Source organism: Rhizobium sp. 05L419, from assembly GCF_056397845.1.
Genome location: NZ_JBFTOF010000045.1, coordinates 1 through 21,584, shown reverse-complemented (window position 1 = coordinate 21,584; position 21,584 = coordinate 1). Strand labels below are relative to the sequence as shown.

Below are 21,584 nucleotides of genomic sequence, written 5' to 3'. Positions count from 1 at the left end.
AAATCACACAGCTGCAGGCTCAGCTGAAGAGCGTGGCTGCATCTGCCTCGTTCAATGGTCAGAACTGGGTACAGAACAGCATTGGCGCAACGATGAGCGTCGTCTCCTCGTTCGTCCGCGACTCCTCGGGCGGCGTTTCCGTCACCACCACAAGCTACATCACCACGGCTACCGATCTGCTGTTCGATACAGCCGGTACCAACGGCATCCTCGGCACCAACGGCGCGAAATTCACCACTGCCTCGATCTCGAGCTTCTCGATCACCTCGACGTCGACCAAGGGTGACATCGACAACCTCATCTCCGACACCGAAACGGCACTGGTCAAAATGACCGCCCTCGGCTCGAAGCTTGGTTCGATGTCCACGCGCATCGATCTGCAGAGCGAATTCGTCTCCAAGCTCACCGACTCCATCAAGTCGGGTGTCGGTCGTCTGGTCGATGCCGACATGGAAGCAGAATCGAGCAAGCTGACGGCCCTCCAGACTCAGCAGCAGCTCGCTGTTCAGTCGCTCTCGATTGCCAACTCCGCCTCGCAGAACATCCTCTCGCTGTTCCGCAGCTAATAGACGGGCGCCGACAGGCGCTCCCGCAACGACAAGGCGCCGGCTTCCGGCGCCTGATATTGAAGGGCCGCACTCGCAGGAGTGTGGCCTTTTTTCTGTTCGTTAAGTCTTTGTTAACCAAACTGATGTTTGTTGGCGTCAACGAAACGGTATGTTAACCAAACCTAACAGGTGGTTATCAGGCATGACGCTGATTGCCGTTCCCGGTATTCTTCCGGAGTGTCCCTTGATCCATTTGCCGTAAGGGGCGATTTTTATGACAAGTATTTTGACGAACGTTGCGGCTATGTCCGCGCTCCAGACCCTGCGCAGCATTAACGGCAGCCTCGAAGATACACAGAATCATGTCTCCTCCGGCTATCGCGTCGCCGAAGCCAAGGACAACGCCGCCTATTGGTCGATTGCAACCACCATGCGTTCGGACAACAAGGCGCTGTCCGCCGTTTCGGACGCTCTCGGTCTGGGTGCGGCCAAGGTTGACACGGCCTATTCGGCAATGGACAGCGCCATCGACATCGTCAGCGAAATCAAGGCCAAGATCGTTGCAGCGACGGAAAAGGGCGTCGACAAGACGAAGATCCAGGACGAAATCGGACAGCTCCAGCAGCAGCTGCTGAGCGTTGCGGGCTCGGCATCTTTCTCGGGCGAGAACTGGGTTGCCGGCAACACGACGAAGAGCGTTGTCTCCTCATTCGTCCGCAGTGCGAACGGCCAGGTCGCAGTCCAGACGACGCAATACGTCCTCGATGACAGCACCAACGGCAACGTGCTGTTCGGCATGGATACCACGGGCGCTATCAATACCACCGCGGGCATCATCGGCAGTTCGACTGGCACCATCGGTTCGATCTACAGCATGAACATCGCCAACTTCGCGCCGTCAGACATCAACCTGGCACTGACAGCCGTCGAAGCCGGCCTCAGCGCTCTGACAAAGGCGGCATCGCAGCTCGGCTCGATCTCGACGCGCATCGACCTCCAGGACAGTTTCGTATCCACTCTCAGCGACTCGATCGACTCCGGTGTCGGACGACTTGTCGATGCCGACATGGAAGAGGAATCGAGTAAGCTGACGGCGCTGCAAACGCAGCAGCAACTGGCGATCCAGTCACTGTCGATCGCAAACTCCAGCGCGCAGAATGTCCTGACGTTGTTCAAGAACTAATCTAATAGGCGGCGCTTCAAGCGCCGTTCCGAGCGATCGAAAGCCGCGTCATCCGATGCGGCTTTCTCTTTGTTTTCGAAGCAATATTAAAGGTTGCGCGAAGCTTGCGGACCCGAATTTCTGCACCTTGCGCGGGTCGCCTGGCTTGGTTAAATTTCCAACAGTTGATTTGTTTCAGCGACAAGCCGACCTGGGAGACCAGTCGGTGGCATGACGCCAAGTCGGTCGCTGCCGGTAGTCCGGCCTGTCCCGTTCCCCTACCTGAGAGCCCAAGATGACCTATAAAATTACCAGCGCCGGACAGGTAAATGCTCTCGCTGCGCTGCGCATCATCAACAAGGATGCGGCTACGGTTCAGCAGCAGGTTTCCTCGGGCAAGAGCGTCGAGACGGCCGCGGACGACGCGACCTACTGGTCTTTTGCGAGCGTCATGCGGTCGGACAGCAGCTCGCTGCAGAACATTCACGATGCGCTAGGCGTCGGGGCATCCAAGGTAGACACCGCCTACACTGCGCTGGACAGTTTGATCGATCAGCTAGGCAATATCCGCGCTACCCTCGTTTCTGCACAGGAGGCCGGCGTCGACAAGACGAAACTCAATACGTCTCTGAGCGAGATGAAAAGCCAGTTGCAGACGACCGTTCTGACGACCAACTTCGCAGGCGAGAACTGGCTGCTCAATCGCGATGCAACGCCGCCGACCTCACGCTCGGTGATCGGCGGATTCGTTCGCGGCACAAACGGGGACTACCAGGCGCAGACCATCAGTTTTCCTGCCGCCCAAACCGTGATGATCGACATGACGGATGCCAACCGTGGCGTGCTGACAAAGGCGACCGACGCGAATACGTTGAATCCCGACGGCAGCGCCACGTCCCGAAACTACTATCTTGTCAACGCTGGATCCACGACGCCCGCGGGCGGAACCGAGATCAAACTCGACACCAGCACGACCCCTAAGCAGTTGAAAGACATGCTCGCGGTTGTGGACGCGATGCTCAAGAGTGTGACGACAACTGCAGCGGGCCTCGGTACCATGAGCGAGCGCATCAGCGATCGCGTGGCATACACCGCGGACATGTCCGATCTGATCGACAAGAACGTGGGCGCGCTGGTTGACACCGACATGGACGAGGCATCGACCCTGCAGAAGGCACTGCTGACGCAGCAGCAGATGGCTGTGCAGGCAGTTTCGATTCTGAACACCGCAGCGAGCAAGGTGCTGATCCTTCTGCAGTGAGAGAGGCAGCGGCGGCGACGCCGGCGCTGCCGTCCTTCATCTTCGCACAAGTTTGACACCCTAGTTTCGATGCATGAAGGCGCTTCTCGGAATCGCGCCTGAAGAATTGTCTGGTCGAATTGGGGCGCGGCATGTTGCAGTTTTATGCGGGCATAGGGTGGGTTCAGTGAGCGCGCTTCTTTCTCGTTATCTGAAGGACTTTGGCGAACCTGCCGTGGTCGTGCCGGCCGTCGAGGCAGATGACTTTGCCAACGACTTTGGCGGTTTTGCCGAAATCCCGGCTGAACCTGAGGTGGATGTCGAAGTCGAACGACAGAGCGCCCGTGCCGCCGGCTATGCCGAGGCGACCACGACACTGACGGAAAAATTCGAACTCGAAGCGCAGACGGTCGCCTTGGTGCACCAGCGCGAGATCGAAGAGCTGAAGGATCGGTACGAGGTCGAGGCAGCCGAGCTGATCGCATCCCGGCTGGAGACCATTGCCGCCGAGGTTGCCGAGCTGGTCAGTGCTGCCGCCGCAAAGGTCCTCGCGCCGGTGATGACGGACATTCTCGCGCAGAAGGCGGTGCTCAGCCTCGCCGGCAGCCTTCGGTCAGCGATACTGGAAGGCGACGCAGGCACCATTAACGTGAAGGGCCCCACACGGCTCTTCGACGTGTTGAAGAATGCACTTGGCGAGAAGGCAGGCCTTCTGCGCCACCATGAAACGCCCGATGTCGATCTAACGGTTGAATTCGGTGACGCGATTCTCGTGACCCGCATGTCAGCCTGGGCGACGAGCTTGAAGAAAGTTCTGGAATGAGCGAGAGCGAAAACCATCACCACGGCAAGAACGAGATCATCATCGTCAAGCGTCACGGTGGTGGCGATCACGAAGGGTCCCACGGCGGTGCCTGGAAAATCGCCTATGCCGATTTCATGACCGCGTTGATGGCATTCTTTCTCGTCATGTGGCTGGTCAACGCCGCAAACGAGGAAACAAAGGCCTCGGTGGCGACCTACTTCAATCCGATCAAGCTCGCCGATGAGAAGCCGACCGAAAAAGGCTTGAAGAAGCCCGTCGATCAAGCAGACGGCGAAGAGAAGCAGGACAAGTCGAAAGAGAAGGAAGACAACCCGAACAAGGGGGCCGCGGCCTCGACCGGTGAAGATCAGACGTCCACCTCCGGCGACCAGGCGAACTATTCGGAAGCCGACTTCTTTGAGAACCCCTATTCCGTTCTCGCGGAGATCGCGCAGGAAGTCGGCCAACAGGCAAACGTCAGCGCCAAGGGCGAGGGCGGAGCCAGCGATTCCGGTCCCGCAACCGGCGCCGACGGCGGCGAGGCTTATCGCGACCCGTTCGATCCGGATTTCTGGACGAAGCAGATCGAGGTGACACATGCCGACAAAAAACAGCAGGTATCCGACACGACGCCGGTAGACCCTTCGCAAGATCCTCTGGAAGCAGCAAAGGCCGAGATGGAAAAGTCCGAGGATATGACCAAGGCCGCGGACGCCGAGAACAAAGAGACACAGACGGAGCAGAGCAAGGCCGGCGAAGCAAAGGTGACCGACGCGCAAAAGGCGAACGAACTGAAGCAGGCGCAGGAGTTGCAGAAGGAAATCACCCGGCAGATCGGCGGCGTCGCCGGCAAACTGGCAGAGGGGCTTACCGTGACCCCCTCGGAAGGCGGACTGCTGGTCAGTATTTCCGATCAGAGCGACGACTCGATGTTCAATGTCGGTTCCGCCGTTCCGCGCAAGGAGATGATCCTGGCGATGGAGAAGATTGGCGAAGTGCTCAAGAACAAGCCGGGCGCGGTCGTCATCAGAGGTCATACCGACGGCCGTCAATACAAGGGCGAGAACGCGAACTGGCGCTTGTCCATGGATCGCGCCCAGGCGGCCTACTACATGATCGTCCGTGGCGGGCTCGATGAGAAGCGCATCTCGCAGGTATCAGGCTTCGCCGACCGCAAACTCAAGGAACCGGCCGATCCGTTCAATGCGGCGAACCGGCGCATCGAGATCCTCGTGCAGGCGGATCAGGGATAACCCATGGCCCGTCTGCATCGCCATCTCCTACCTCTCCTTCTTGGCCTTGCGGCAATGCCATCCGGCGCAGCGCGTGCGGAAAACGAGGAAAATATCGCACCGTACAAGATGCTGCGATCCCTGCAGTTCGTGCAGGATTCCGTTGTGCTTGGAGATCATTCCGCAGCAGAGATGCAACGCTTCATGCTTGGCACGATCGACAAGCGACTGCGTTCTCTCGATCCTTCGGTCTTCGACGACGATCGCAACGTCGATGCGGCACTGATTTACGCCATGAGCGGCGGCAATCCGCAGACGCTTGAATATCTGGTATCACGCGACGTGAATGGGTATTTCGACAACCGCGTGACCGATATCCTCAGGAAATATCTGAGCGGCAAGGGACTGCTCGTCGCAAAGAGCCTGATCGACGCCGCCGATGAATACAAGGACAAAAGAATTGGTCCTTACCTCGCCTTGGTTAGTGCAAACGTCACCCTTGCCAGCGGGCCGGTGAACGCTCTGAAGCTGTACGATCGTGCCCGCCTCAATGCGCCGGGCACAATCGTGGAAGAGGCGGCTCTGCGCCGGTCGGTCGCGATATGCGTCGATGCCGGGATGGTGGACAAGGGGCTGGAATATTCACAGCGCTATATCCGACGCTTCCTGCATTCTCCCTACGCCAGCCAGTTTGCGGATCTGTTCGTCAAATTGCTCGTCGATCATGATCACCAAGTCAAATCTGAAGATGTCATAAGCATCCTCTCGTTCATGGACGAAGCGCGGCAGCGCGAAGTTTATCTTCGCATCGCCCGTGCCGCTGCAATTGCCGGCAAGAGCGAGCTGGCCAGTATGGCCGCCGCGCGGGCCCAAGCGCTTGCGGGCAACACCGACAACGCGTTTGGAGCGCTGGCGGATTTCTATGGTGGTATGGCTGCAATTCCGACAGACAGGATCAATGCGGCTGCAAAGAACATCGACACGATTTCCGACAGCGACCTGTCGCCTCGCGACAAGGCTCTGCGCGCTGCAGCAAAAAGCGTTGCAGAACAGGTACTTCGTGCGCCGGATCCGGCAAGCTTGACGCAAGGCTCACCCCCTAAATCTAGTGATCAAGAAATGACTTCTGAGCAGGAAGATGTTCCGCAAGTGGCGGAGCAGGGCGGCGAACACGATGCAGCCCCAGGTCCGGCTACCGCAGATGCGGCATCCTTGCCGATATCCGGTGCGAGTGGGCAAAAGGACGCGGATCCTTCGTTCCGCTCATTTGTGACGTCAAGTCGATCACAATTGGATGAGATCGACGGCCTCTTGAACAAGGAAAGCAACTGACATGGTGGACATCAGCGTTTCGGACGCTCCTTCGGTGGTCAGGCCCGGTCGACAGACGACAAAGGGCAGTGAGGCCGGCGGCGGCGGGTTCTCGGATGTCCTGAACAAAGCGAGCGGCGGATCCGGCCCGGATTCGGACGGGCATGCCGAGGGCACGAGTGCAGTAGGTGCAGAGGTCGGTAGCGCGCATCATCGGCCGACGGCGAAGCCGCGGATCGACCTCAGTGACGCCTCCCTGGCAGCGCAGGCTGAGGCCGGCGCGAAAACCGGTCCTATGCAGAAAGACACGCTAGAGCTGGGCCGCGACGAGATCAAGTCCGGCAGCAAGGACCAGACCGAGGACCGGCAGGATGGAGCGGAAAAGCTCAAGGACGGGGTGGTAGTGCACATCTCCAACAGCGCCAAGCCTTCGAAGGCACCAAAGACCGATGCGGAGGACGAGGCGGCTGATGAGAGTGCCGCATCGGACGTGCTTAGCCTGCTCAAGCAACTGCCGACCGACAGCGTCACGGCCGTAGCCGCAATAGCCCTGTCGGGACAAAAGACTGACCCCAAGGCCCCGGCAGATCCAAAAGACAGGTCCGTCATGGGTACAGAGTCCAAGGACGGGACCATCGCCGACGTTTCCAAGTCGCCATCGGTCAAGGACGGCGCTGCTGCCGACGCCGAAATGCCGGGCACGGATTCAGCGGACGGCGCCGATGCCAGAACGTTTCGATTGAGTCGCRCCGATGGCAAGGCGCAATCGATGGATATACATCTCGGCATCGAGAAGGATGCCGCCGCCGAGCCTGCCGGCAAGACGAATGTCGAGAACATCGCGGTCCTAGATTCTCGTCGCTATATCGGCCTGGCACAGAATACCAACTCCGCTGCCGTGACGGCAGCCATTTCTGGTGATTCCGAATGGGCTCATGCTATGCAAGCAAGTTCGGCGCTCTCGAATGCCGCCGAATGGACCAGCACCGGGAAGGTCGTAAATACGCTGAAGATCCAGATGAATCCGATCGATCTCGGCCTCGTCACCGCGACAATGCGATTGCAAGGCGACGCACTGAACGTTGATCTGAAGGTAGAGACAGGTGCAGCCTACCGACAGCTCAAGGAAGATCACAGCAAGATTCTTGAGGCGTTGCGCAGCCAAGGTTATACCATCGACAACGTGACGATCAGTATGGCGCCCGTCGCCCGGTCCGAAGCGAGCGCGCAGCAGGGCGCCGCCCAGGGCCAGCAGGCTTTCGCACAGCAAGGACAGGGCGGCGAGGCTCGCGAGCGTCAAAATCAATCGGGACAGCGCAGTGCTGGAGGTTTCAATGACGCAGGCGAGATCGCTGTTGACGGTGCTTCTTCGAGCACTGGTGGTCGCGGGCGCGGCAGCGACGTGTACCTCTGAGGCCAGTGCGACGAACAGCGCGTGCGAGCAGGAGATCCAGTCAGCTGCGCTAAAGTACGGCATCCCTGAAGGTATTCTCTATTCCGTCGGCTTGACCGAGACGGGACGGAAAGGGTCGCTCTATCCCTACGCACTTAATATCGAGGGGAAGCCTTTCTTCCCATCCTCCGAACAGGATGCCCTGAGGCAGTTTGACGTGGCGCGCCGATCGGGCGCCAAGCTGATCGACATAGGTTGCATGCAGATCAACCAATTCTACCATGGTGAGAATTTCCGATCCACTGAAGAGATGTTCGACCCTCGGCGGAACGTGGAATACGCCGCGAGGTTCCTGCGCAACCTGCATGATCGGCACGAAACCTGGACGATGGCGGTCGCGCGCTACCATGCCGGCCCCAACAATGACCCCGCGCAGAAGCAGTACGTATGCCGGGTCATTGCCAATCTTGTCGCCACCGGCTACGGCAAGTGGACTCCCAATGCGAGCAACTTCTGCAACAATTGATTCAATCAAAGATAGCAGAAACAGAACAAACCAGAAATGTGTCACAATGTGGCAGGATTCTGGCTCAATGTGGCCACGCAAGTCACAATTTAGGCTTCGTTAACTTTTCCACGAAACTTTTGTGTTAAAAAACTCGACAACCCACTACATCTAGGCCAAATCGGGACCAAAATCTTAATCAACTATTAATTTCTGCCAGTGAGTTCCTACAGCTTGTCCCAGAATCGTGCGATTCGTACCCATAGAGCATCGAGGTACCACAAGTGATTCGGAGGCGGACGAATGATCGTAGTGGTTGATGAGCGTGAGCTCGTGAAAGACGGATACACGTCCCTTTTTGGGCGTGAGGGCATTCCTTCAACAGGGTTTGATCCAGGTGAGTTCGGGGAATGGGTTCAATCTGCGGCGGATTCTGATATCGCCGCCGTCGAGGCATTCCTGATAGGGCAGGGACAGAAGACGTCCGAACTGCCGCGTGCCATCCGAGACCGGACCCAGGCTCCGGTGATCGCAGTCAGCGATCAGCCGTCGCTTGAAAACACGCTGGCGCTTTTCGACTCTGGCGTCGACGATGTTGTCCGCAAGCCGGTGCATCCCCGCGAGATCCTGGCCCGCGCAGCTGCAATCCGGCGTCGCCTCAAGGCGATTTCCAGTCATACCGACATCGGCGGAATCCGCGTTTTCTCGGACGGTCGCGATCCGGAAATCCACGGTGAGGTGTTTGTGCTACCACGTCGCGAGCGCCGCATCCTCGAGTACTTGATCGCCAACCGCGGTCGGCGCGTCACGAAGACCCAGATTTTCAACGCCATCTACGGTATCTTCGACGAGGAAGTCGAAGAAAACGTCGTCGAAAGCCATATTTCCAAGCTCCGCAAGAAGCTCCGCAAGAAGCTCGGTGTCGACCCTGTCGATTCGAAGCGCTTCCTTGGCTATTGCATTGATTGGAATTGATTTCTTTAAAGCGGGCCGCGTGAGTGAAGGCTAACCTCGGATAGTTTCGGTAGGCTCTTCAGCTCCAGACAGCTTCACGCAAGGCCCACCAAATACTCTCAGGTCTACTAAGGGAATCGAAAGTAAGGTAACGGGTCAGCCATGTCGCTCACGTCCGCACTGAATACCGCGCAGAGCATATTTAACAATACCGGCACTCAAAGCAGCGTCGTATCGAACAATATCTCGAACTCCAGCAACAGCGATTACGTCCGCCGGCAGGCGATGATCAGCACGTCGCTGAATGGCGCGCAGGTCGTGAAGATCAGCAGGGCACAGGAAGATGCCCTGATGCGGCAATGGCTGAAGGCAAGCACGCAAGACAGCGGCCAGCAAACGCTGTTGAGCGGCCTCACCGACCTGAAATCGATTCTCGGCGGCAACAACTACGAAACCGCGCCGGCGACCTATCTCTCGGTCTTTCAACAAAAGCTGCAGGCTTTCCGGACGTCGCCGAGCAGCACGATCGCTGCACAAGGCGCGATCACGGCAGCCCAGGACGTCGCCAATTCGCTGAACAATGCGTCTAAGTCGATCCAGGTGGTTCGCCAGGGCGCGGACAAGGAAATCGCGACGCAGGTCTCCACGCTCAACACTTTGTTGGCGCAGTTCAAGACGGCGAACGACGCCGTCAAGAGCGGGACCGCGAGCGGTGGGGTTCCCGCCGATGCGCTGGATGAACGCGACAAGCTCCTGAAGCAAATCTCTTCGATCGTCGGCGTCAACACCGTCGAACGAGGCAACGGTGACATGGCGCTCTATACGACCGATGGCACGATCGTGTTCGATACGATTCCGCGCAATGTAACCTTTGCGGCGCAGGACACTTATACCGCGCAAATTAAGGGCAATGGGGTCTACATCGACGGTGTGGCGCTTGCGAGCGGCAAAGGCTCGACGACGACGTCTCAAGGTAGTCTGCAGGCGCTGCTGCAGGTGCGCGATGAAATCGCGCCCACCATGCAGTCGCAGCTAGATGAAATCGCCAAGTCGCTCGTCTCGATGTTTTCCGAGACTGGCGGAGCGCCGGCCACGACACAGCCCGGGCTATTCGTCTGGAAGACCGCTGTTGGTGCAGTTGGTGGAACGCCGGCGACCACAGGTGTCATTGACGGGATCGCAGCGACCATCTCTGTGAACATCAATGTGCAAACCAGCGTGTACAACCCCGCTACCAGTACGTATGGCGACCCGATGAGGTTGCGCGACGGATCGATCAGCGGCCTGACCAACCTCAACCTGGGCAACAATAGCGGGTTTTCCGACAATCTGGACGCTCTCTACACCTCAATGGGAGCGGCTCAGACCTTCTCGTCGACTGCGGGACTTTCGTCGAACGTCAATATTCTGACATACGCCTCGAATTCGGTCGGCTGGCTCGAACAGTATCGAAGTGACGCAACGACCGCATCGGAAAATACGGCCGCGGCCCTGTCCCGCTCTACGGAAGCCTACTCCAACGAGACAGGCGTCAATCTGGACGAAGAGCTGACGCTGCTGCTCGACATCGAACAGTCCTACAAGGCAGCCACGAAGATCCTCAATGCTGTCGACGAAATGTTGAAATCATTGCTGGACATAGCGAGTTAAGCCATGAAAAGTTCATTTATTTCTAGTTCAGCCATTCAAAACGCAATGCGATTGACGATCCGCCAGTCGCAGAAGCAACTGGTCACCTCCTCCCTGGAGGCCACAACCGGCGTCTATGCGGACATCGGCGCGTCAATCGGTTCCGGTGCGGCAACCAGCGTGAATTTCACGGCCGAGGTCAGCCGTATCAAGGCCCTGAAAGGTAGCAATTCCATCGTCTCAGGACGACTGTCTGCTTCGCAGCTAGGTCTGACCAACATGAAGACCGCTGGCGACGCCCTTGTGTCTAAGCTGACGGCCCTTCAGGGAAGCCAGGACGCGACCAGCATTACGGTTGCCATGCAATCCGCCAACAACGCGCTTTCGCAGCTGATGGACACCGGCAACACGATGTTCAAGGGCGAGTATCTGTTCTCGGGCATCAATACCGACGTGCAACCCCTGACCAATCAGTCGACCGCTGCGACGACCGCCATTCAAACTAATCTTCAGGCCTATGCGACCGGCCTGAACAAGTCGGTCAATAGCCTTACCGGCGCCGAGATGGGCACTTTCATCACGAAGTTCGTCGAACCGATGTTCTCTCAGGACACCTTCAACGCCACGTCGACGCCGGTCGCCTTTCCTCCCCCCGGGGCGCCGACCCCCGTCTTGCCTGCGGCCTACGTGGTGCCGCCGGCATGGAGCAATTGGTCCAGCGCTTCCAACCAGAATATGACGAGCCGCATCAGCAGCTCCGAAGTCGTAACCTCCTCGACCAATTCCAATTCGCAGGGCATGCGCTATTTCGCGCTCGCTTCGATCACGGCATCTGCCCTCGTCAGCCAGAACCTGAGCGCCGATGCGCTTGGGACGGTTACTTCGCGGGCGATCGGTTACGCTGCTCAGGGCACAACTGGCATCGTAACCCAGGCAAGCCAGCTCGGTCTCTCCCAGGAGCGTGTGGCGAAGGCAAACGACGCCCTCGATGCACAGACAAGCATCATTCAGAACAAGCTCGTCGATCTCCAGGGCGTCGATAGAGCGGAAGCATCGACATTGGTCAACACGCTCCAGACACAGTTGGAGACGGCCTACACGATCGTATCGAAAATCCAGCAGCTCAGCCTCGTGAATTACCTTTGATGATCGAAGGTGCCAAGTACAAAGAAGGATGCATGAATGTATCAGTTCTCTTATGCCGAGGTCATGCAGGACTCGGTGGCCGATGCAAAGGAACGGGAGCGCCAGGTTCTTGACCGATCCATCGAGCTGCTTTCGGTTGCACGGGACAAAGAGAAGTACAGCCGGGAGGCCATCGATGCATTGTTCTACACCCGCCGCGTTTGGGTGAGTTTTATTGAAGACCTCAAGCATCCGGACAACCAGCTTGAGATCCAACTACGGGCCAATCTCATCTCGATCGCAATCTGGATACTGAAGGAATGTGATCGGATAAGGCGGCGCCTCTCGACGAACTACCAGGGCATTATTGACGTTACCACCATCATCAGGGATGGACTTAAATGAAAAGCACGCTTCGAATTTCGCTAAAAGCCGGAGAAAAAATCTTCATCAACGGTGCGGTTTTGCGCGTCGACCGCAAGGTGGCGCTGGAATTCCTGAATGATGTAACGTTCCTTCTCGAAAACCACGTTCTCCAGCCCGAGGATGCGACGACTCCACTGCGTCAGCTCTATTTCATCGCGCAGATGATCCTCATCAACCCTGAGGGCAAGGAACAGTCGACGACGATGTTCCGCAAGTCGGTCACAATGCTTCTGACTTGCTTCAAGAACGACGAAGTCCTCGCCGAATTGAAGCGCATCGACGGTCTGGTATCGACTGGCCGCGCCTTCGACGCGCTCAAGGCGATCCGTGGTCTCTATGCCATCGAAGACAGCATTCTCAACAATCAGGAGATGCACCCCGCGATGGTCGAACAGATTCGCAAGGAGATCGCACCATGGCGGTAGACGGTGTTTCAGGAGTAGGGAACGGCACTCCGAAGACGGCGCAACAAAAGGCGACGCTCAACTACGACAATTTCCTGCAGTTGCTCATCGCTCAGATGAAGAACCAGGATCCGACGGATCCGGTCGATGCCAGCGAGCAGATGTCGCAGCTTGCGAGCTTCTCGCAAGTCGAGCAGTCGATCCAGACGAATACCAAGCTGGACACGCTGCTTACGAGCTCGAGCCTCACCCAGGCCGGCAGCTACATCGGCAAGTACATGACCAGCGCTGATGGTTCCGTCACAGGCACGGTCGCTTCGGTCAAGGTCTATTCCGACGGAATTATCGCGACGACGACCGACGGGAAGAGTATCCTCGTTCAGCAGGGAATCACTCTCGCGGATAAAGCTCCGGCAACGCCGCCCGCGTCGACCTGAGCCGACAATAATTGAACAACGGTCCGGCCCGGATGGGACGGGCCGAAAGGCGATATGAGGTTGCCTGACTATGAATGAAGCTGACGCACTCGATCTGTTCCAGGCGGCCATCTGGACTGTTCTCGTTTCTGCCGGCCCCGCTGTCGCCGCAGCAATGATCGTCGGCCTTGTGATCGCACTGTTCCAGGCACTGACGCAGGTTCAGGAAGCGACGCTCACCTTCGTGCCGAAGATCGTGGCGGTCCTCGTTACCATCGGCATTTCGGCCCCCTTCGTGGGGTCGCAGATCTCGATCTTTACCAATCTGGTCTTCTCGCGCATCCAGTCCGGCTTCTGAGCCACCTTCGCGCAAGCTTCGCCATTTAACTGTCGATCCGAATTGGTGGGCATCATGCCCGCACCTCTCATGAAGAGACGGAATCGATATGGCGCAACCTCCTTCACTCCCCCTTCCGAAAGCCAGCCTAGACGTGCGTGATATCGGTTTTGCCATGGGCATCATCGTCATCATCTGCGTCTTGTTCCTGCCGATCCCTCCATTCCTGATCGACATGGGGCTGGCTTTTTCGATCGCCTTCTCCGTTCTGATCCTGATGGTTGCCCTCTGGATTCAGAAGCCGCTCGAGTTCTCGTCCTTTCCGACCATTCTGCTGATCGCGACAATGACGCGGCTGTCGCTCAACATCGCGACGACGCGCGTCATCCTCTCGCACGGCAATGAGGGCCACGACGCTGCCGGCGGCGTGATCGCAGGCTTTGCAAGTCTCGTCATGTCGGGCGATTTCGTGATTGGTCTGATCGTCTTCCTGATCCTGATCACCATCAACTTCATCGTCATCACCAAGGGTGCGACGCGTATCGCCGAAGTCGGCGCGCGCTTCACCCTTGACGCCATCCCCGGCAAGCAGATGTCGATCGACGCCGATCTGTCGGCCGGCATCATCGACGAGAAGGAAGCACAACGCCGCCGCAAGGAGCTGGAGGAGGAGAGCTCCTTCTTCGGCGCGATGGACGGTGCGTCCAAGTTCGTTCGCGGCGACGCCATCGCCGGTTTGCTGATCACCTGTATCAACATCTTCGGCGGCATCATCATTGGCTATTTCCGTCATGGCATGCCGATCGGCGAGGCTGCCGACGTCTTCGTCAAGCTCTCCGTCGGCGACGGTCTCGTATCGCAGATGCCGGCGCTCATCGTCTCCTTGGCGGCTGGCCTTCTCGTCTCTCGCGGCGGCACCGTCGGTTCGACCGACAAGGCAGTCGTCGATCAGTTGAGCGGCTATCCGCGCGCGCTTTCGGTCTCGGCAGTGTTGATGGTGATCCTCGGCCTGATGCCCGGCCTGCCGTTCATTCCTTTCATGTCGCTCGGGGGTCTGCTTGCCTTCGGCAGCTGGTTCATTCCGCGTCAGGTGGAGGCGGAGAACAGGGTGCGCCGCGAACAGGAAGAAAAGAAGGTTGTCCAGAACAAGGAGCTGGAAAAGGACTCCGTCAAATCAGTGCTGCGCACGTCGGAGATCGAGCTTGCGCTTGGCAAGATGGTGTCCACGCGCCTGCTCGGCGCGCACCAGGAACTCGCCTTCCGCGTCGGCAAGATGCGCAAGAAGTTCGCCACCCAGTACGGCTTCGTCGTTCCAGAAATCAAGGTCACCGACGATATCGCCATCAGCGAGAAATCCTACCAGATCCGCATCCACGGCACGACGGTCGCGTCGAACCTGCTGCGTGTCGGCGAAGTGCTGGTGGTGACCGGTTCCGGCCGCAAGCCGAGGATTCCGGGTGACGAGATCCGCGAACCCGCTTTCGGCATGCCTGCCGTTTCCATCCTCGAGGCTTTTACAGACGATCTGAAGCGCGAAGGCTTCCAGCCGATCGATAACGTCTCCGTCGTTCTGACGCATATGAGCGAAGTCATCCGCAACAACCTGCCGGCACTTCTGTCGTACAAGGATGTAAAGGTGCTCATTGACCGGCTTGATCCGGAATACAAAAAGCTTGCCGACGAAATCTGCTCGTCGCACATGTCATATTCTGGCCTGCAGGCAGTCCTGAAGCTGCTGCTCGCCGAGCGCGTTTCGATCCGCAATCTGCATCTCATTCTGGAAGCCGTTGCCGAACTGGCCCCGCATGTGCGCAAGACCGAGCAGATCGTGGAGCACGTTCGCGTGCGCATGGCCCAGCAGCTTTGCGGCGACCTGGCGGACAACGGCGTGCTGCGCGTGCTGCGACTCGGCAGCAAGTGGGATCTCGCCTTCCATCAGGCCCTGAAACGCGACAACAAGGGCGAGGTGGTCGAATTCGACATCGATCCGCGCATGCTGGAGGAGTTTAGCGAGCAGGCGACGAAAGTTATCCGTGAATTCATGGATCGAGGCCTGCCTTTCGCCCTTGTCACCTCGCCGGAAACACGATCCTATGTGCGTATGATCATCGAACGGCTGTTCGCAACGCTCCCGGTCCTGTCACATGTGGAGCTCGCCAAGGGCATCGAGATAAAGATTCTGGGCTCTATTTCATGATAACTGACCCGCAAGGGACCGTACTGGCGCTGTTTCTGGTTTTCTGCAGAATCGGCGGCTGCGTTCTGGTCATGCCGGGCTTTTCCTCAGCGCGCATGCCGATGGTCATGCGGGTCTTCATGGCCGGAGCTCTGTCCCTTGCGGTCATACCGGTGCTGTGGGACACGGTCTATCCGGCCGTTCACACATCCAGCGCCACCTATATCGGCTTTATCTTCAGTGAAACGCTGATCGGTGTGATGTACGGCATGCTGGCGCGCCTCTATACGCTCGGTCTGCAGTTTGCAGCGAGCGTTCTTGCCATGATGGTCGGCTATTCGCAGCCGAGCGCAAGCGACATCTTCGAAGATACGGCCGAAAGCGCCCTATCGGGCTTCGTCACCTTTGCCGGCATGATGATTCTCTTCATGATGGACTTCCATCACATCGTCTTCCGTGCGTTGATCGATTCCTACACGTCGATGCCCTTTGGCGGCATCATGGAGATGCGCAGTACGCTCATCTCGTTCACGGACACCTTGTCGGCCACGACCTTCATCATGTTGCGCCTATGCAGCCCGTTCCTGATCTTCGGCCTGTTGTTCAACATCGCCATCGGCTTCATCAACAAGCTTGCGCCGCAGATACCTGTCTACTTCATATCGACACCCTATCTGCTGTTTGGCGGGCTGTTCCTCTTCTACTTCTCGGTCGCGGCAATGATCAGCCAGTTCGGTCAATCCTTCGCCAGCGTCTTTATCGGCAGGTAGCGGATGGCGGACAAGACACGCTCGCAGAAACTGAGGCGCCTCGTCGCCGTGCAGCGGCATCTGGAACAGATGGCGGAGTACGATCTGGCCGAAACGAGCCGTCAGCGCGTCGAAGTGAGCGAACAGATTGATAGTGTCATCCAGGCGCTGGGCTCGATGGATCCGGTGCACCACGCTTTCTCTCAGGGCTATGCGGACCGCTTCAACAGATTGGGCATCAAGGACAAGCAGCTCACCGGGATGCAAGAAGTCCACCAGATGCGCGTGCAGCAGGAGCGCGCCAAGGGCGATCGCCTCGAAGAGGGCATGCAGGAAGCCCTTGATGCCGAGCGTCGCGAGGCCGACGACAACGCAGTCTATGATATCATCGATCAAAAATTCGGTACGCCAGCCTCCAGCAAGCTTCGAAAACCATAATCGTCGCAATCTTAAATCAAGGGGATTGTGACTTGGCTATTTCACCTCCGAGTGATCTGGTGCTGGATGTTGTCAGAGCTGCTGACCCGCTTGAGGTCCAGGCAGCCCAGGAGAAACTGAAGGCGAACCAGGCAGCTTTCGCGGCAAACAGCCTTGCCGAAGCAGGCAACGGTTTCACATCGGCTGTCGACGTGCTTGATCGCGCGACAGGCAAGATCGGCCTCAGCGATACTAAGAATCGCAGCACCAAGATAGAGGAGATTCCCGAGACCTATCGCAAATTCGAAGCGATGATTCTGCAGAATTTCATCAAGAACATGCTGCCGAGCGACAGCGAGGAAGTCTACGGCAAAGGTGCTACCGGTGATATCTGGAAGGGCATGATGGCCGAGCAGCTTGGCAACGAAATTGCCAAGGGCGAAGGCATCGGCGTCGCAAAGCAGCTCTATCAGGATGCGCTCAAGAAGCAGGAAGGCAAGGTTGTCAACGCCTCCGCCGATCAGGATGATCGCAAGGTGGCGATGAGCATGATCGACGAATTCCAGCGCAAGACATTCGGTACCCCCACCGCGGACAGCAAGTCCGCCAGCGACGCCTAAGAGAATCGAGGAAAAAAATGGAAATAATCTCGAACGAATACCGGATCAAATCCGTTCTTGGTCGCCTTGAAATGATCATCGACAACGAGAATACGCGCATCGGCACTGATCCGCAGTTCGATCTCAAGGTATCGAACGCTCACAAGAGCCGTTGCCTTTATGAGCTCTCGACGCTCTTCCGTGACACGGATCCCAAGGAACTCGCTGCCTCGCACCTGGATCAGTTGCATGGGCTGAAGCAGAAGCTCGTCCTCAACGCCCGACGGGTCGAAGCGCACCTGGAAGCCGTGCGCACGGTGGCCGATCTGCTGAAGAACGCCGTTCAGGACGCTGACGCCGACGGCACGTATTCGCAAGAGCAATTCGTAGCGCGTGATGCCTGATGATCAAGCTCGTTCTCACTGGCGTTTGGGTTTGCGCGATCACGCTGGCGTCGGTCTATTTCACCGTGCATTCGGCGACKGCGCCGGCGCCGGCGCCGGATGATTCCAAGCAAAGCCAAGTCGAGCTTGTGAAGGGTGAGACGATCACCGTGCCGATCGTGAAAGACGGCGCCGTAGCCGGATACTTCCTCGGAAAAATGTCCTTCATGATGAACAAGGACATGATCAAGAATGTCTCTCTGCCGCTGACCGAAATGACGACGGACGAGCTGTTCACGCTGCTTGTCGGAAACAAGATGATTGACGTCACCAATATGAAGGCGTTCGATGCGCACGCCTTTCGCGACCTGGTCAAGAAGAACATCAACGGCCATCTTGGCGGCGAGTACATCGACCAGGTTATGCTTGAACAGCTCGATTACATCTCCAAGGAAGAGGTCGGTGCCACATCCTCCGGACATAAGCCGAAGACGGGAAAGCCGGTGAATGTCATTCCACCGGCTACTGAGAAAACCGAGGCCACCGAATAGGCCTCGCCGATGCGGCGCCTTGCGGCGCCGCTTTGCGTTTCAGGGCCACGCATGTGGTTAATGATCTCCTGACGCGTGTGAACGCATTCAAAGGGTTTTCCTAAAGGTTGCTTGAAGTCAGGCTGTTATAAGCCTCCGTGATGGGCTGACGTGCGCACTGGCGTTTCATTCACCGCGCGATCCCAGGCAAACATCTTTTCTCCGCCGGGATGCTCGACGAATGAAGCACTATCGCCAGGAATCAGGCATGAATCTGATCGCGAATTTCGCGGTGCTCGCCTCGCGTCGGGCCATTTTCGATTTGCCGGTTTGCGATCTCGGATGGGACGACGCGCTCGTGTTCATCAACGAACTGCTGTCGGTGCCCGTGGGGCAAACATCGATTTCCTTCGTGAACGCGCACAACATGCTGATGACGCTGCGCGACGCCGAATATCGCGCAATTCTCTCTCAGAATCTGGTGCTGCCTGATGGCATCGGCCTGAACATCGCCTCGCAGATAGCCCATGGCTCACCTTTCCCGGCCAATTTGAACGGCACCGATTTCGTGCCTGCCTTGCTGACATTCATGGAGCAGCCGCGCCGCATCGGGTTGATCGGCGGCAAGCGTGATGTCGTCGAGCGTGCGGCCGCGAACTTTCGCCGGCACGCGCCTTGGCATGAATTCATTGTCATTTCGGACGGGTACTTCGACAAGGAAGATGCCTCGGACGTCGTCGCGGAAATCGAGCGCCGGAAACCCGACATTCTCATCGTCGGAATGGGCACGCCGCTTCAGGAGAAATGGGCCTACCACACCATACGCAGTGATCACGCGCGCCTGGTGCTGACCGTCGGCGCCCTCTTCGATTTCGTCTCCGGAACGGTCCCGCGTGCACCGAAAGTGGTGCGTGCGATGCGGTTGGAATGGGCCTATCGGCTGGTGCAGGAACCTACCCGTCTGTGGCGGCGCTACGTCATCGGCATTCCGCTGTTTCTCTACTTCGTCCTGCAATACCGCTTTAGCCGTCGCGCGCGGATCCTGAAGCGATCCACATAGGATAGGCCGCATATTAACGATTTCTTTGCCAGGAATGTTTAAACTTGATTAACCATCCGCGACTGCGATGGGGATCGACCGTTCCATGCACGAGATTTGGCGATGCGCGACACCTATTCGAGACGCCTGCCCCAGTCACTGCCCCTGCCTGCCAGAGGAGCGGACCGTTCGGACGCGTTCGCTCCCGTTGATCTCCCGGCAGACATTCCGCCGCCGGAGGCCGAATTGCTTCGCGTCATCGAACGCGCCCTGAAGGCGCAGCAGCAGGCCGACGCACGCCTGCCGCTGGTAAGCCGCATCGAGACCATTCTCGGCAAGAAGCTTGAGGCAGCAAACGACCCCGAGCCTGCTCCGGAAGCGCTTTCCAGCGAGGCCGAAGGCGCCGTCCACGTTGTCGACGAACTCCCTTTCCGGTCGGCGCCGGAGCTTTCGCCTGAAAAAATGAGCGCCTTTGGCGCGCGCAGGCTGTTGCCCGGTGTCCTGGTAGCGGCCTTGTGCGGATCAGGTGCCGTCGGCGGCATGCTCATCCCGATGGAGCCGTCCGGCTACCGCGCGCAAGGCGTCCTCGCTGTCGAAGGCACGCCCGACGCTCGACCGGCGCTTGTCAACGCCGCGAAAAATGCGTTGCTGTCGCCGCGCACGATTGCCGGGGCAGTTTCGGCGCTGAAGCTGGATCGCGATCCGGCGTTTGCCGGTGCCGGCACTGGCGCATTCAATATCGCGGTCGATCTGCTGTCGGCCAGCGGAGCGGCGATCGATCCCGCTTCGCGAGCAGAAGCGTCGCTTGCCGCTGTCATCCACGCATCCGCCAATATTGCTGCCGGTACCGTCGATTTCGCTGTCACGACAGGCAGCGCCGACAAGTCTGCGCGCATTGCCGCCTATCTTGCCTCCGCGGTTGCGCGCCCTGCACCCGTTACCGGCGGAGATGACGCCGCACTGAGGAAAGCCAATGAGGCTGCTGAAGAGGTGCTTGCCGCGTTCACGCAGCAGGCCGGCGCGGGCAACGTCAAGGTCGCCGTCGGCCTACAGCGGCAGATCTCCGATGCGGATGATGCGCTCAAGGGCGCTGATCAGAGGATGGTCGCTGCCAGGGAGCGCGCCGATCGATTGAAGACCGCAAAGGTCGCCGATGTCGTGAGCGGCGCACTGCCTGCCGACCTCGTGTCGCCGGCGCTGGAGGAACGAAGAGAAAACTATGCTGCCGCGAAATCCTCTCTCGCCCAACTTGCCGCGAAACTCGGACCGCGGCATCCGAGGCTGATCGCCCAGCAGGCGGAAGCTGATAGTCTGAGCGGCAGCATCACTGAAGAGCTCGCGCGGCTGTCGCGCGATACCAACGACGAAGCCAAGTCGGCGGTCGCCGCGAGGAGGCAGCTCACCGACCAGCGCAATGCCTTGATCGCTCAGAGCAGGGATACGGGGGTGGATCTCGCGAAGCTGACGGAGCTGCGGGACAAAGCCGCCGCAGCTCGGGCACGGCTGGAAGACGGGATCAGCACGGCGGCAGTACCCTCAGGCGGAAGCCACGTCGCGCTCCTTGGGGCGCCGCAGGTTTCGGCCGCTTCCTCGGGACGCGGCTCCTGGTTCGCACCGTTGGTCGGTGCACTTGCCGGTCTCATTTTCGGCCTGGCTGCGGTATGGGGGCGGGGCAGGGAGGAGCCCGAAAAGGCCGCAAAGCCTGCCGAACCGCATGTCTATATCCCCGCAGCGAGGCCGGATACGCTGGCAGTGGACGATGTCGACGTCATCCGTTCCGAAATCGCTGCCATGCGCGACCGGCTGCGGTCGCATTCCGCGGCATCCTGAAAGTCGCGTGGCTGCGACACGATTGTACTTGCATTTCTCGTTTCAGGCAGGATAGGGCGTTGGCAGGCAAATCGTGCTGACCGCCACTGGCTAGAATGGCGATGCGAGGGCAGGAGACAGTCTTGACGACAGTAATCGACGGCAAACAGGTGGCAGCATCCGTAATCGAAACGGTCAAGGCCGCGACATCTGCACTGGAAAAGCAAAGCGGCGTCAGGACCGGCCTTGCCGTCATCATCGTCGGTGACGATCCGGCAAGCCATGCCTATGTGAGTTCCAAGAGCAAGATGGCGAAGGAATGCGGCTTCAAATCCGTCCAGCAGACGCTGCCGGTCGAAACCAAGCAGGAAGAGCTGGCGGCCCTGGTGGCGGCC

24 protein-coding genes are annotated in these 21,584 nt (G+C 58.5%); all 24 read left to right on the top strand.

Annotation, left to right across the window (positions count from 1 at the left end; all coding sequences use genetic code 11):
* Positions 1-566, top strand: a 566-nt coding sequence (locus AC1DMK_RS29705; RefSeq protein WP_477863860.1) for a flagellin, incomplete at its 5' end; no start/stop codon positions are given.
* 256 nt (positions 567-822) lie between these two features.
* Positions 823-1,731 carry a flagellin N-terminal helical domain-containing protein gene (locus tag AC1DMK_RS29700; protein WP_037060907.1) on the top strand — a complete coding sequence of 303 codons (909 nt, stop codon included), beginning with the start codon at positions 823-825 and terminating at the stop codon, positions 1,729-1,731.
* Between the two features lie 274 nt (positions 1,732-2,005).
* Positions 2,006-2,971 (top strand): flagellin N-terminal helical domain-containing protein, encoded by a 966-nt coding sequence (locus AC1DMK_RS29695; RefSeq protein ID WP_037060908.1) that lies wholly within the window; start codon positions 2,006-2,008, stop codon positions 2,969-2,971.
* 166 nt (positions 2,972-3,137) lie between these two features.
* Positions 3,138-3,773: a hypothetical protein gene (locus AC1DMK_RS29690; RefSeq protein ID WP_477863859.1), complete on the top strand. Its 636-nt coding sequence runs from the start codon at positions 3,138-3,140 to the stop codon at positions 3,771-3,773.
* Positions 3,770-5,008 (top strand): MotB family protein, encoded by a 1,239-nt coding sequence (locus tag AC1DMK_RS29685; protein WP_037060910.1) that lies wholly within the window; start codon positions 3,770-3,772, stop codon positions 5,006-5,008. Before AC1DMK_RS29690 ends, AC1DMK_RS29685 begins: the two co-directional genes overlap by 4 nt.
* A 3-nt stretch (positions 5,009-5,011) precedes the next feature.
* Entirely contained in the window at positions 5,012-6,319 is a 1,308-nt protein-coding gene (motC, locus tag AC1DMK_RS29680; RefSeq protein WP_477863858.1) for a chemotaxis protein MotC, read from the top strand.
* A gap of 1 nt (position 6,320) precedes the next feature.
* Positions 6,321-7,712, top strand: coding sequence for a flagellar hook-length control protein FliK (gene fliK, locus AC1DMK_RS29675; protein WP_477863857.1), 1,392 nt, complete (start codon positions 6,321-6,323; stop codon positions 7,710-7,712).
* The gene (locus AC1DMK_RS29670) at positions 7,633-8,217 is read left to right on the top strand and encodes a lytic transglycosylase domain-containing protein (protein ID WP_037060915.1); all 585 of its coding nucleotides are present in this window, start codon (positions 7,633-7,635) and stop codon (positions 8,215-8,217) included. The genes fliK and AC1DMK_RS29670 overlap by 80 nt, the downstream gene beginning before the upstream one ends.
* Before the next feature lie 282 nt (positions 8,218-8,499).
* Positions 8,500-9,171, top strand: coding sequence for a transcriptional activator Rem (gene rem, locus AC1DMK_RS29665; protein WP_037060917.1), 672 nt, complete (start codon positions 8,500-8,502; stop codon positions 9,169-9,171).
* 141 nt (positions 9,172-9,312) lie between these two features.
* Positions 9,313-10,800 carry a flagellar hook-associated protein FlgK gene (gene flgK, locus AC1DMK_RS29660; protein WP_037060919.1) on the top strand — a complete coding sequence of 496 codons (1,488 nt, stop codon included), beginning with the start codon at positions 9,313-9,315 and terminating at the stop codon, positions 10,798-10,800.
* Positions 10,801-10,803: 3 nt separating this feature from the next.
* Positions 10,804-11,925 carry a flagellar hook-associated family protein gene (locus tag AC1DMK_RS29655; protein WP_477863856.1) on the top strand — a complete coding sequence of 374 codons (1,122 nt, stop codon included), beginning with the start codon at positions 10,804-10,806 and terminating at the stop codon, positions 11,923-11,925.
* Positions 11,926-11,961: 36 nt separating this feature from the next.
* Positions 11,962-12,309 (top strand): flagellar biosynthesis regulator FlaF, encoded by a 348-nt coding sequence (flaF, locus tag AC1DMK_RS29650; protein ID WP_037060921.1) that lies wholly within the window; start codon positions 11,962-11,964, stop codon positions 12,307-12,309.
* A complete protein-coding gene (flbT, locus tag AC1DMK_RS29645; RefSeq protein ID WP_037060923.1) occupies positions 12,306-12,755 on the top strand; it encodes a flagellar biosynthesis repressor FlbT in 450 nt (149 codons plus the stop codon). The genes flaF and flbT overlap by 4 nt, the downstream gene beginning before the upstream one ends.
* On the top strand, positions 12,746-13,171 hold the full coding sequence (gene flgD / locus AC1DMK_RS29640) for a flagellar hook assembly protein FlgD (protein WP_477863855.1): 426 nt from the start codon (positions 12,746-12,748) through the stop codon (positions 13,169-13,171). The genes flbT and flgD overlap by 10 nt, the downstream gene beginning before the upstream one ends.
* A gap of 70 nt (positions 13,172-13,241) precedes the next feature.
* The gene (fliQ, locus tag AC1DMK_RS29635) at positions 13,242-13,508 is read left to right on the top strand and encodes a flagellar biosynthesis protein FliQ (protein WP_018898452.1); all 267 of its coding nucleotides are present in this window, start codon (positions 13,242-13,244) and stop codon (positions 13,506-13,508) included.
* A gap of 88 nt (positions 13,509-13,596) precedes the next feature.
* Positions 13,597-15,684 (top strand): flagellar biosynthesis protein FlhA, encoded by a 2,088-nt coding sequence (gene flhA, locus AC1DMK_RS29630; RefSeq protein WP_037060928.1) that lies wholly within the window; start codon positions 13,597-13,599, stop codon positions 15,682-15,684.
* Positions 15,681-16,433 carry a flagellar biosynthetic protein FliR gene (locus AC1DMK_RS29625; RefSeq protein WP_037060929.1) on the top strand — a complete coding sequence of 251 codons (753 nt, stop codon included), beginning with the start codon at positions 15,681-15,683 and terminating at the stop codon, positions 16,431-16,433. Before flhA ends, AC1DMK_RS29625 begins: the two co-directional genes overlap by 4 nt.
* Before the next feature lie 3 nt (positions 16,434-16,436).
* The gene (locus tag AC1DMK_RS29620; protein WP_037060930.1) at positions 16,437-16,850 is read left to right on the top strand and encodes a hypothetical protein; all 414 of its coding nucleotides are present in this window, start codon (positions 16,437-16,439) and stop codon (positions 16,848-16,850) included.
* A 32-nt stretch (positions 16,851-16,882) separates the two neighbouring features.
* Complete coding sequence (locus tag AC1DMK_RS29615; protein WP_477863854.1) at positions 16,883-17,449, top strand: rod-binding protein; 567 nt, start codon at positions 16,883-16,885, stop codon at positions 17,447-17,449.
* Positions 17,450-17,466: 17 nt separating this feature from the next.
* Entirely contained in the window at positions 17,467-17,832 is a 366-nt protein-coding gene (locus tag AC1DMK_RS29610) for a hypothetical protein (RefSeq protein ID WP_037060934.1), read from the top strand.
* Positions 17,832-18,362 carry a hypothetical protein gene (locus tag AC1DMK_RS29605; protein WP_037060935.1) on the top strand — a complete coding sequence of 177 codons (531 nt, stop codon included), beginning with the start codon at positions 17,832-17,834 and terminating at the stop codon, positions 18,360-18,362. Before AC1DMK_RS29610 ends, AC1DMK_RS29605 begins: the two co-directional genes overlap by 1 nt.
* Positions 18,363-18,609: 247 nt before the next feature.
* The gene (locus tag AC1DMK_RS29600) at positions 18,610-19,401 is read left to right on the top strand and encodes a WecB/TagA/CpsF family glycosyltransferase (protein WP_037060985.1); all 792 of its coding nucleotides are present in this window, start codon (positions 18,610-18,612) and stop codon (positions 19,399-19,401) included.
* Positions 19,402-19,503: 102 nt separating this feature from the next.
* On the top strand, positions 19,504-21,210 hold the full coding sequence (locus AC1DMK_RS29595; protein ID WP_477863853.1) for a GumC domain-containing protein: 1,707 nt from the start codon (positions 19,504-19,506) through the stop codon (positions 21,208-21,210).
* A gap of 122 nt (positions 21,211-21,332) precedes the next feature.
* Positions 21,333-21,584 (top strand): tetrahydrofolate dehydrogenase/cyclohydrolase catalytic domain-containing protein (locus AC1DMK_RS29590; RefSeq protein WP_477863852.1); only part of this gene is annotated, 252 nt, incomplete at its 3' end.

Bases quoted from the DNA above. Each gene is read 5' to 3' on its own strand.
- AC1DMK_RS29700 (WP_037060907.1), top strand. From the start codon at position 823: ATGACAAGTATTTTGACGAACGTTGCGGCTATGTCCGCGCTCCAGACC.
- AC1DMK_RS29695 (WP_037060908.1), top strand. From the start codon at position 2,006: ATGACCTATAAAATTACCAGCGCCGGACAGGTAAATGCTCTCGCTGCG.
- AC1DMK_RS29685 (WP_037060910.1), top strand. From the start codon at position 3,770: ATGAGCGAGAGCGAAAACCATCACCACGGCAAGAACGAGATCATCATC.
- motC (WP_477863858.1), top strand. From the start codon at position 5,012: ATGGCCCGTCTGCATCGCCATCTCCTACCTCTCCTTCTTGGCCTTGCG.
- AC1DMK_RS29670 (WP_037060915.1), top strand. From the start codon at position 7,633: ATGACGCAGGCGAGATCGCTGTTGACGGTGCTTCTTCGAGCACTGGTG.
- rem (WP_037060917.1), top strand. From the start codon at position 8,500: ATGATCGTAGTGGTTGATGAGCGTGAGCTCGTGAAAGACGGATACACG.
- flgK (WP_037060919.1), top strand. From the start codon at position 9,313: ATGTCGCTCACGTCCGCACTGAATACCGCGCAGAGCATATTTAACAAT.
- AC1DMK_RS29655 (WP_477863856.1), top strand. From the start codon at position 10,804: ATGAAAAGTTCATTTATTTCTAGTTCAGCCATTCAAAACGCAATGCGA.
- flaF (WP_037060921.1), top strand. From the start codon at position 11,962: ATGTATCAGTTCTCTTATGCCGAGGTCATGCAGGACTCGGTGGCCGAT.
- flbT (WP_037060923.1), top strand. From the start codon at position 12,306: ATGAAAAGCACGCTTCGAATTTCGCTAAAAGCCGGAGAAAAAATCTTC.
- flgD (WP_477863855.1), top strand. From the start codon at position 12,746: ATGGCGGTAGACGGTGTTTCAGGAGTAGGGAACGGCACTCCGAAGACG.
- fliQ (WP_018898452.1), top strand. From the start codon at position 13,242: ATGAATGAAGCTGACGCACTCGATCTGTTCCAGGCGGCCATCTGGACT.
- flhA (WP_037060928.1), top strand. From the start codon at position 13,597: ATGGCGCAACCTCCTTCACTCCCCCTTCCGAAAGCCAGCCTAGACGTG.
- AC1DMK_RS29625 (WP_037060929.1), top strand. From the start codon at position 15,681: ATGATAACTGACCCGCAAGGGACCGTACTGGCGCTGTTTCTGGTTTTC.
- AC1DMK_RS29620 (WP_037060930.1), top strand. From the start codon at position 16,437: ATGGCGGACAAGACACGCTCGCAGAAACTGAGGCGCCTCGTCGCCGTG.
- AC1DMK_RS29610 (WP_037060934.1), top strand. From the start codon at position 17,467: ATGGAAATAATCTCGAACGAATACCGGATCAAATCCGTTCTTGGTCGC.
- AC1DMK_RS29600 (WP_037060985.1), top strand. From the start codon at position 18,610: ATGAATCTGATCGCGAATTTCGCGGTGCTCGCCTCGCGTCGGGCCATT.
- AC1DMK_RS29595 (WP_477863853.1), top strand. From the start codon at position 19,504: ATGCGCGACACCTATTCGAGACGCCTGCCCCAGTCACTGCCCCTGCCT.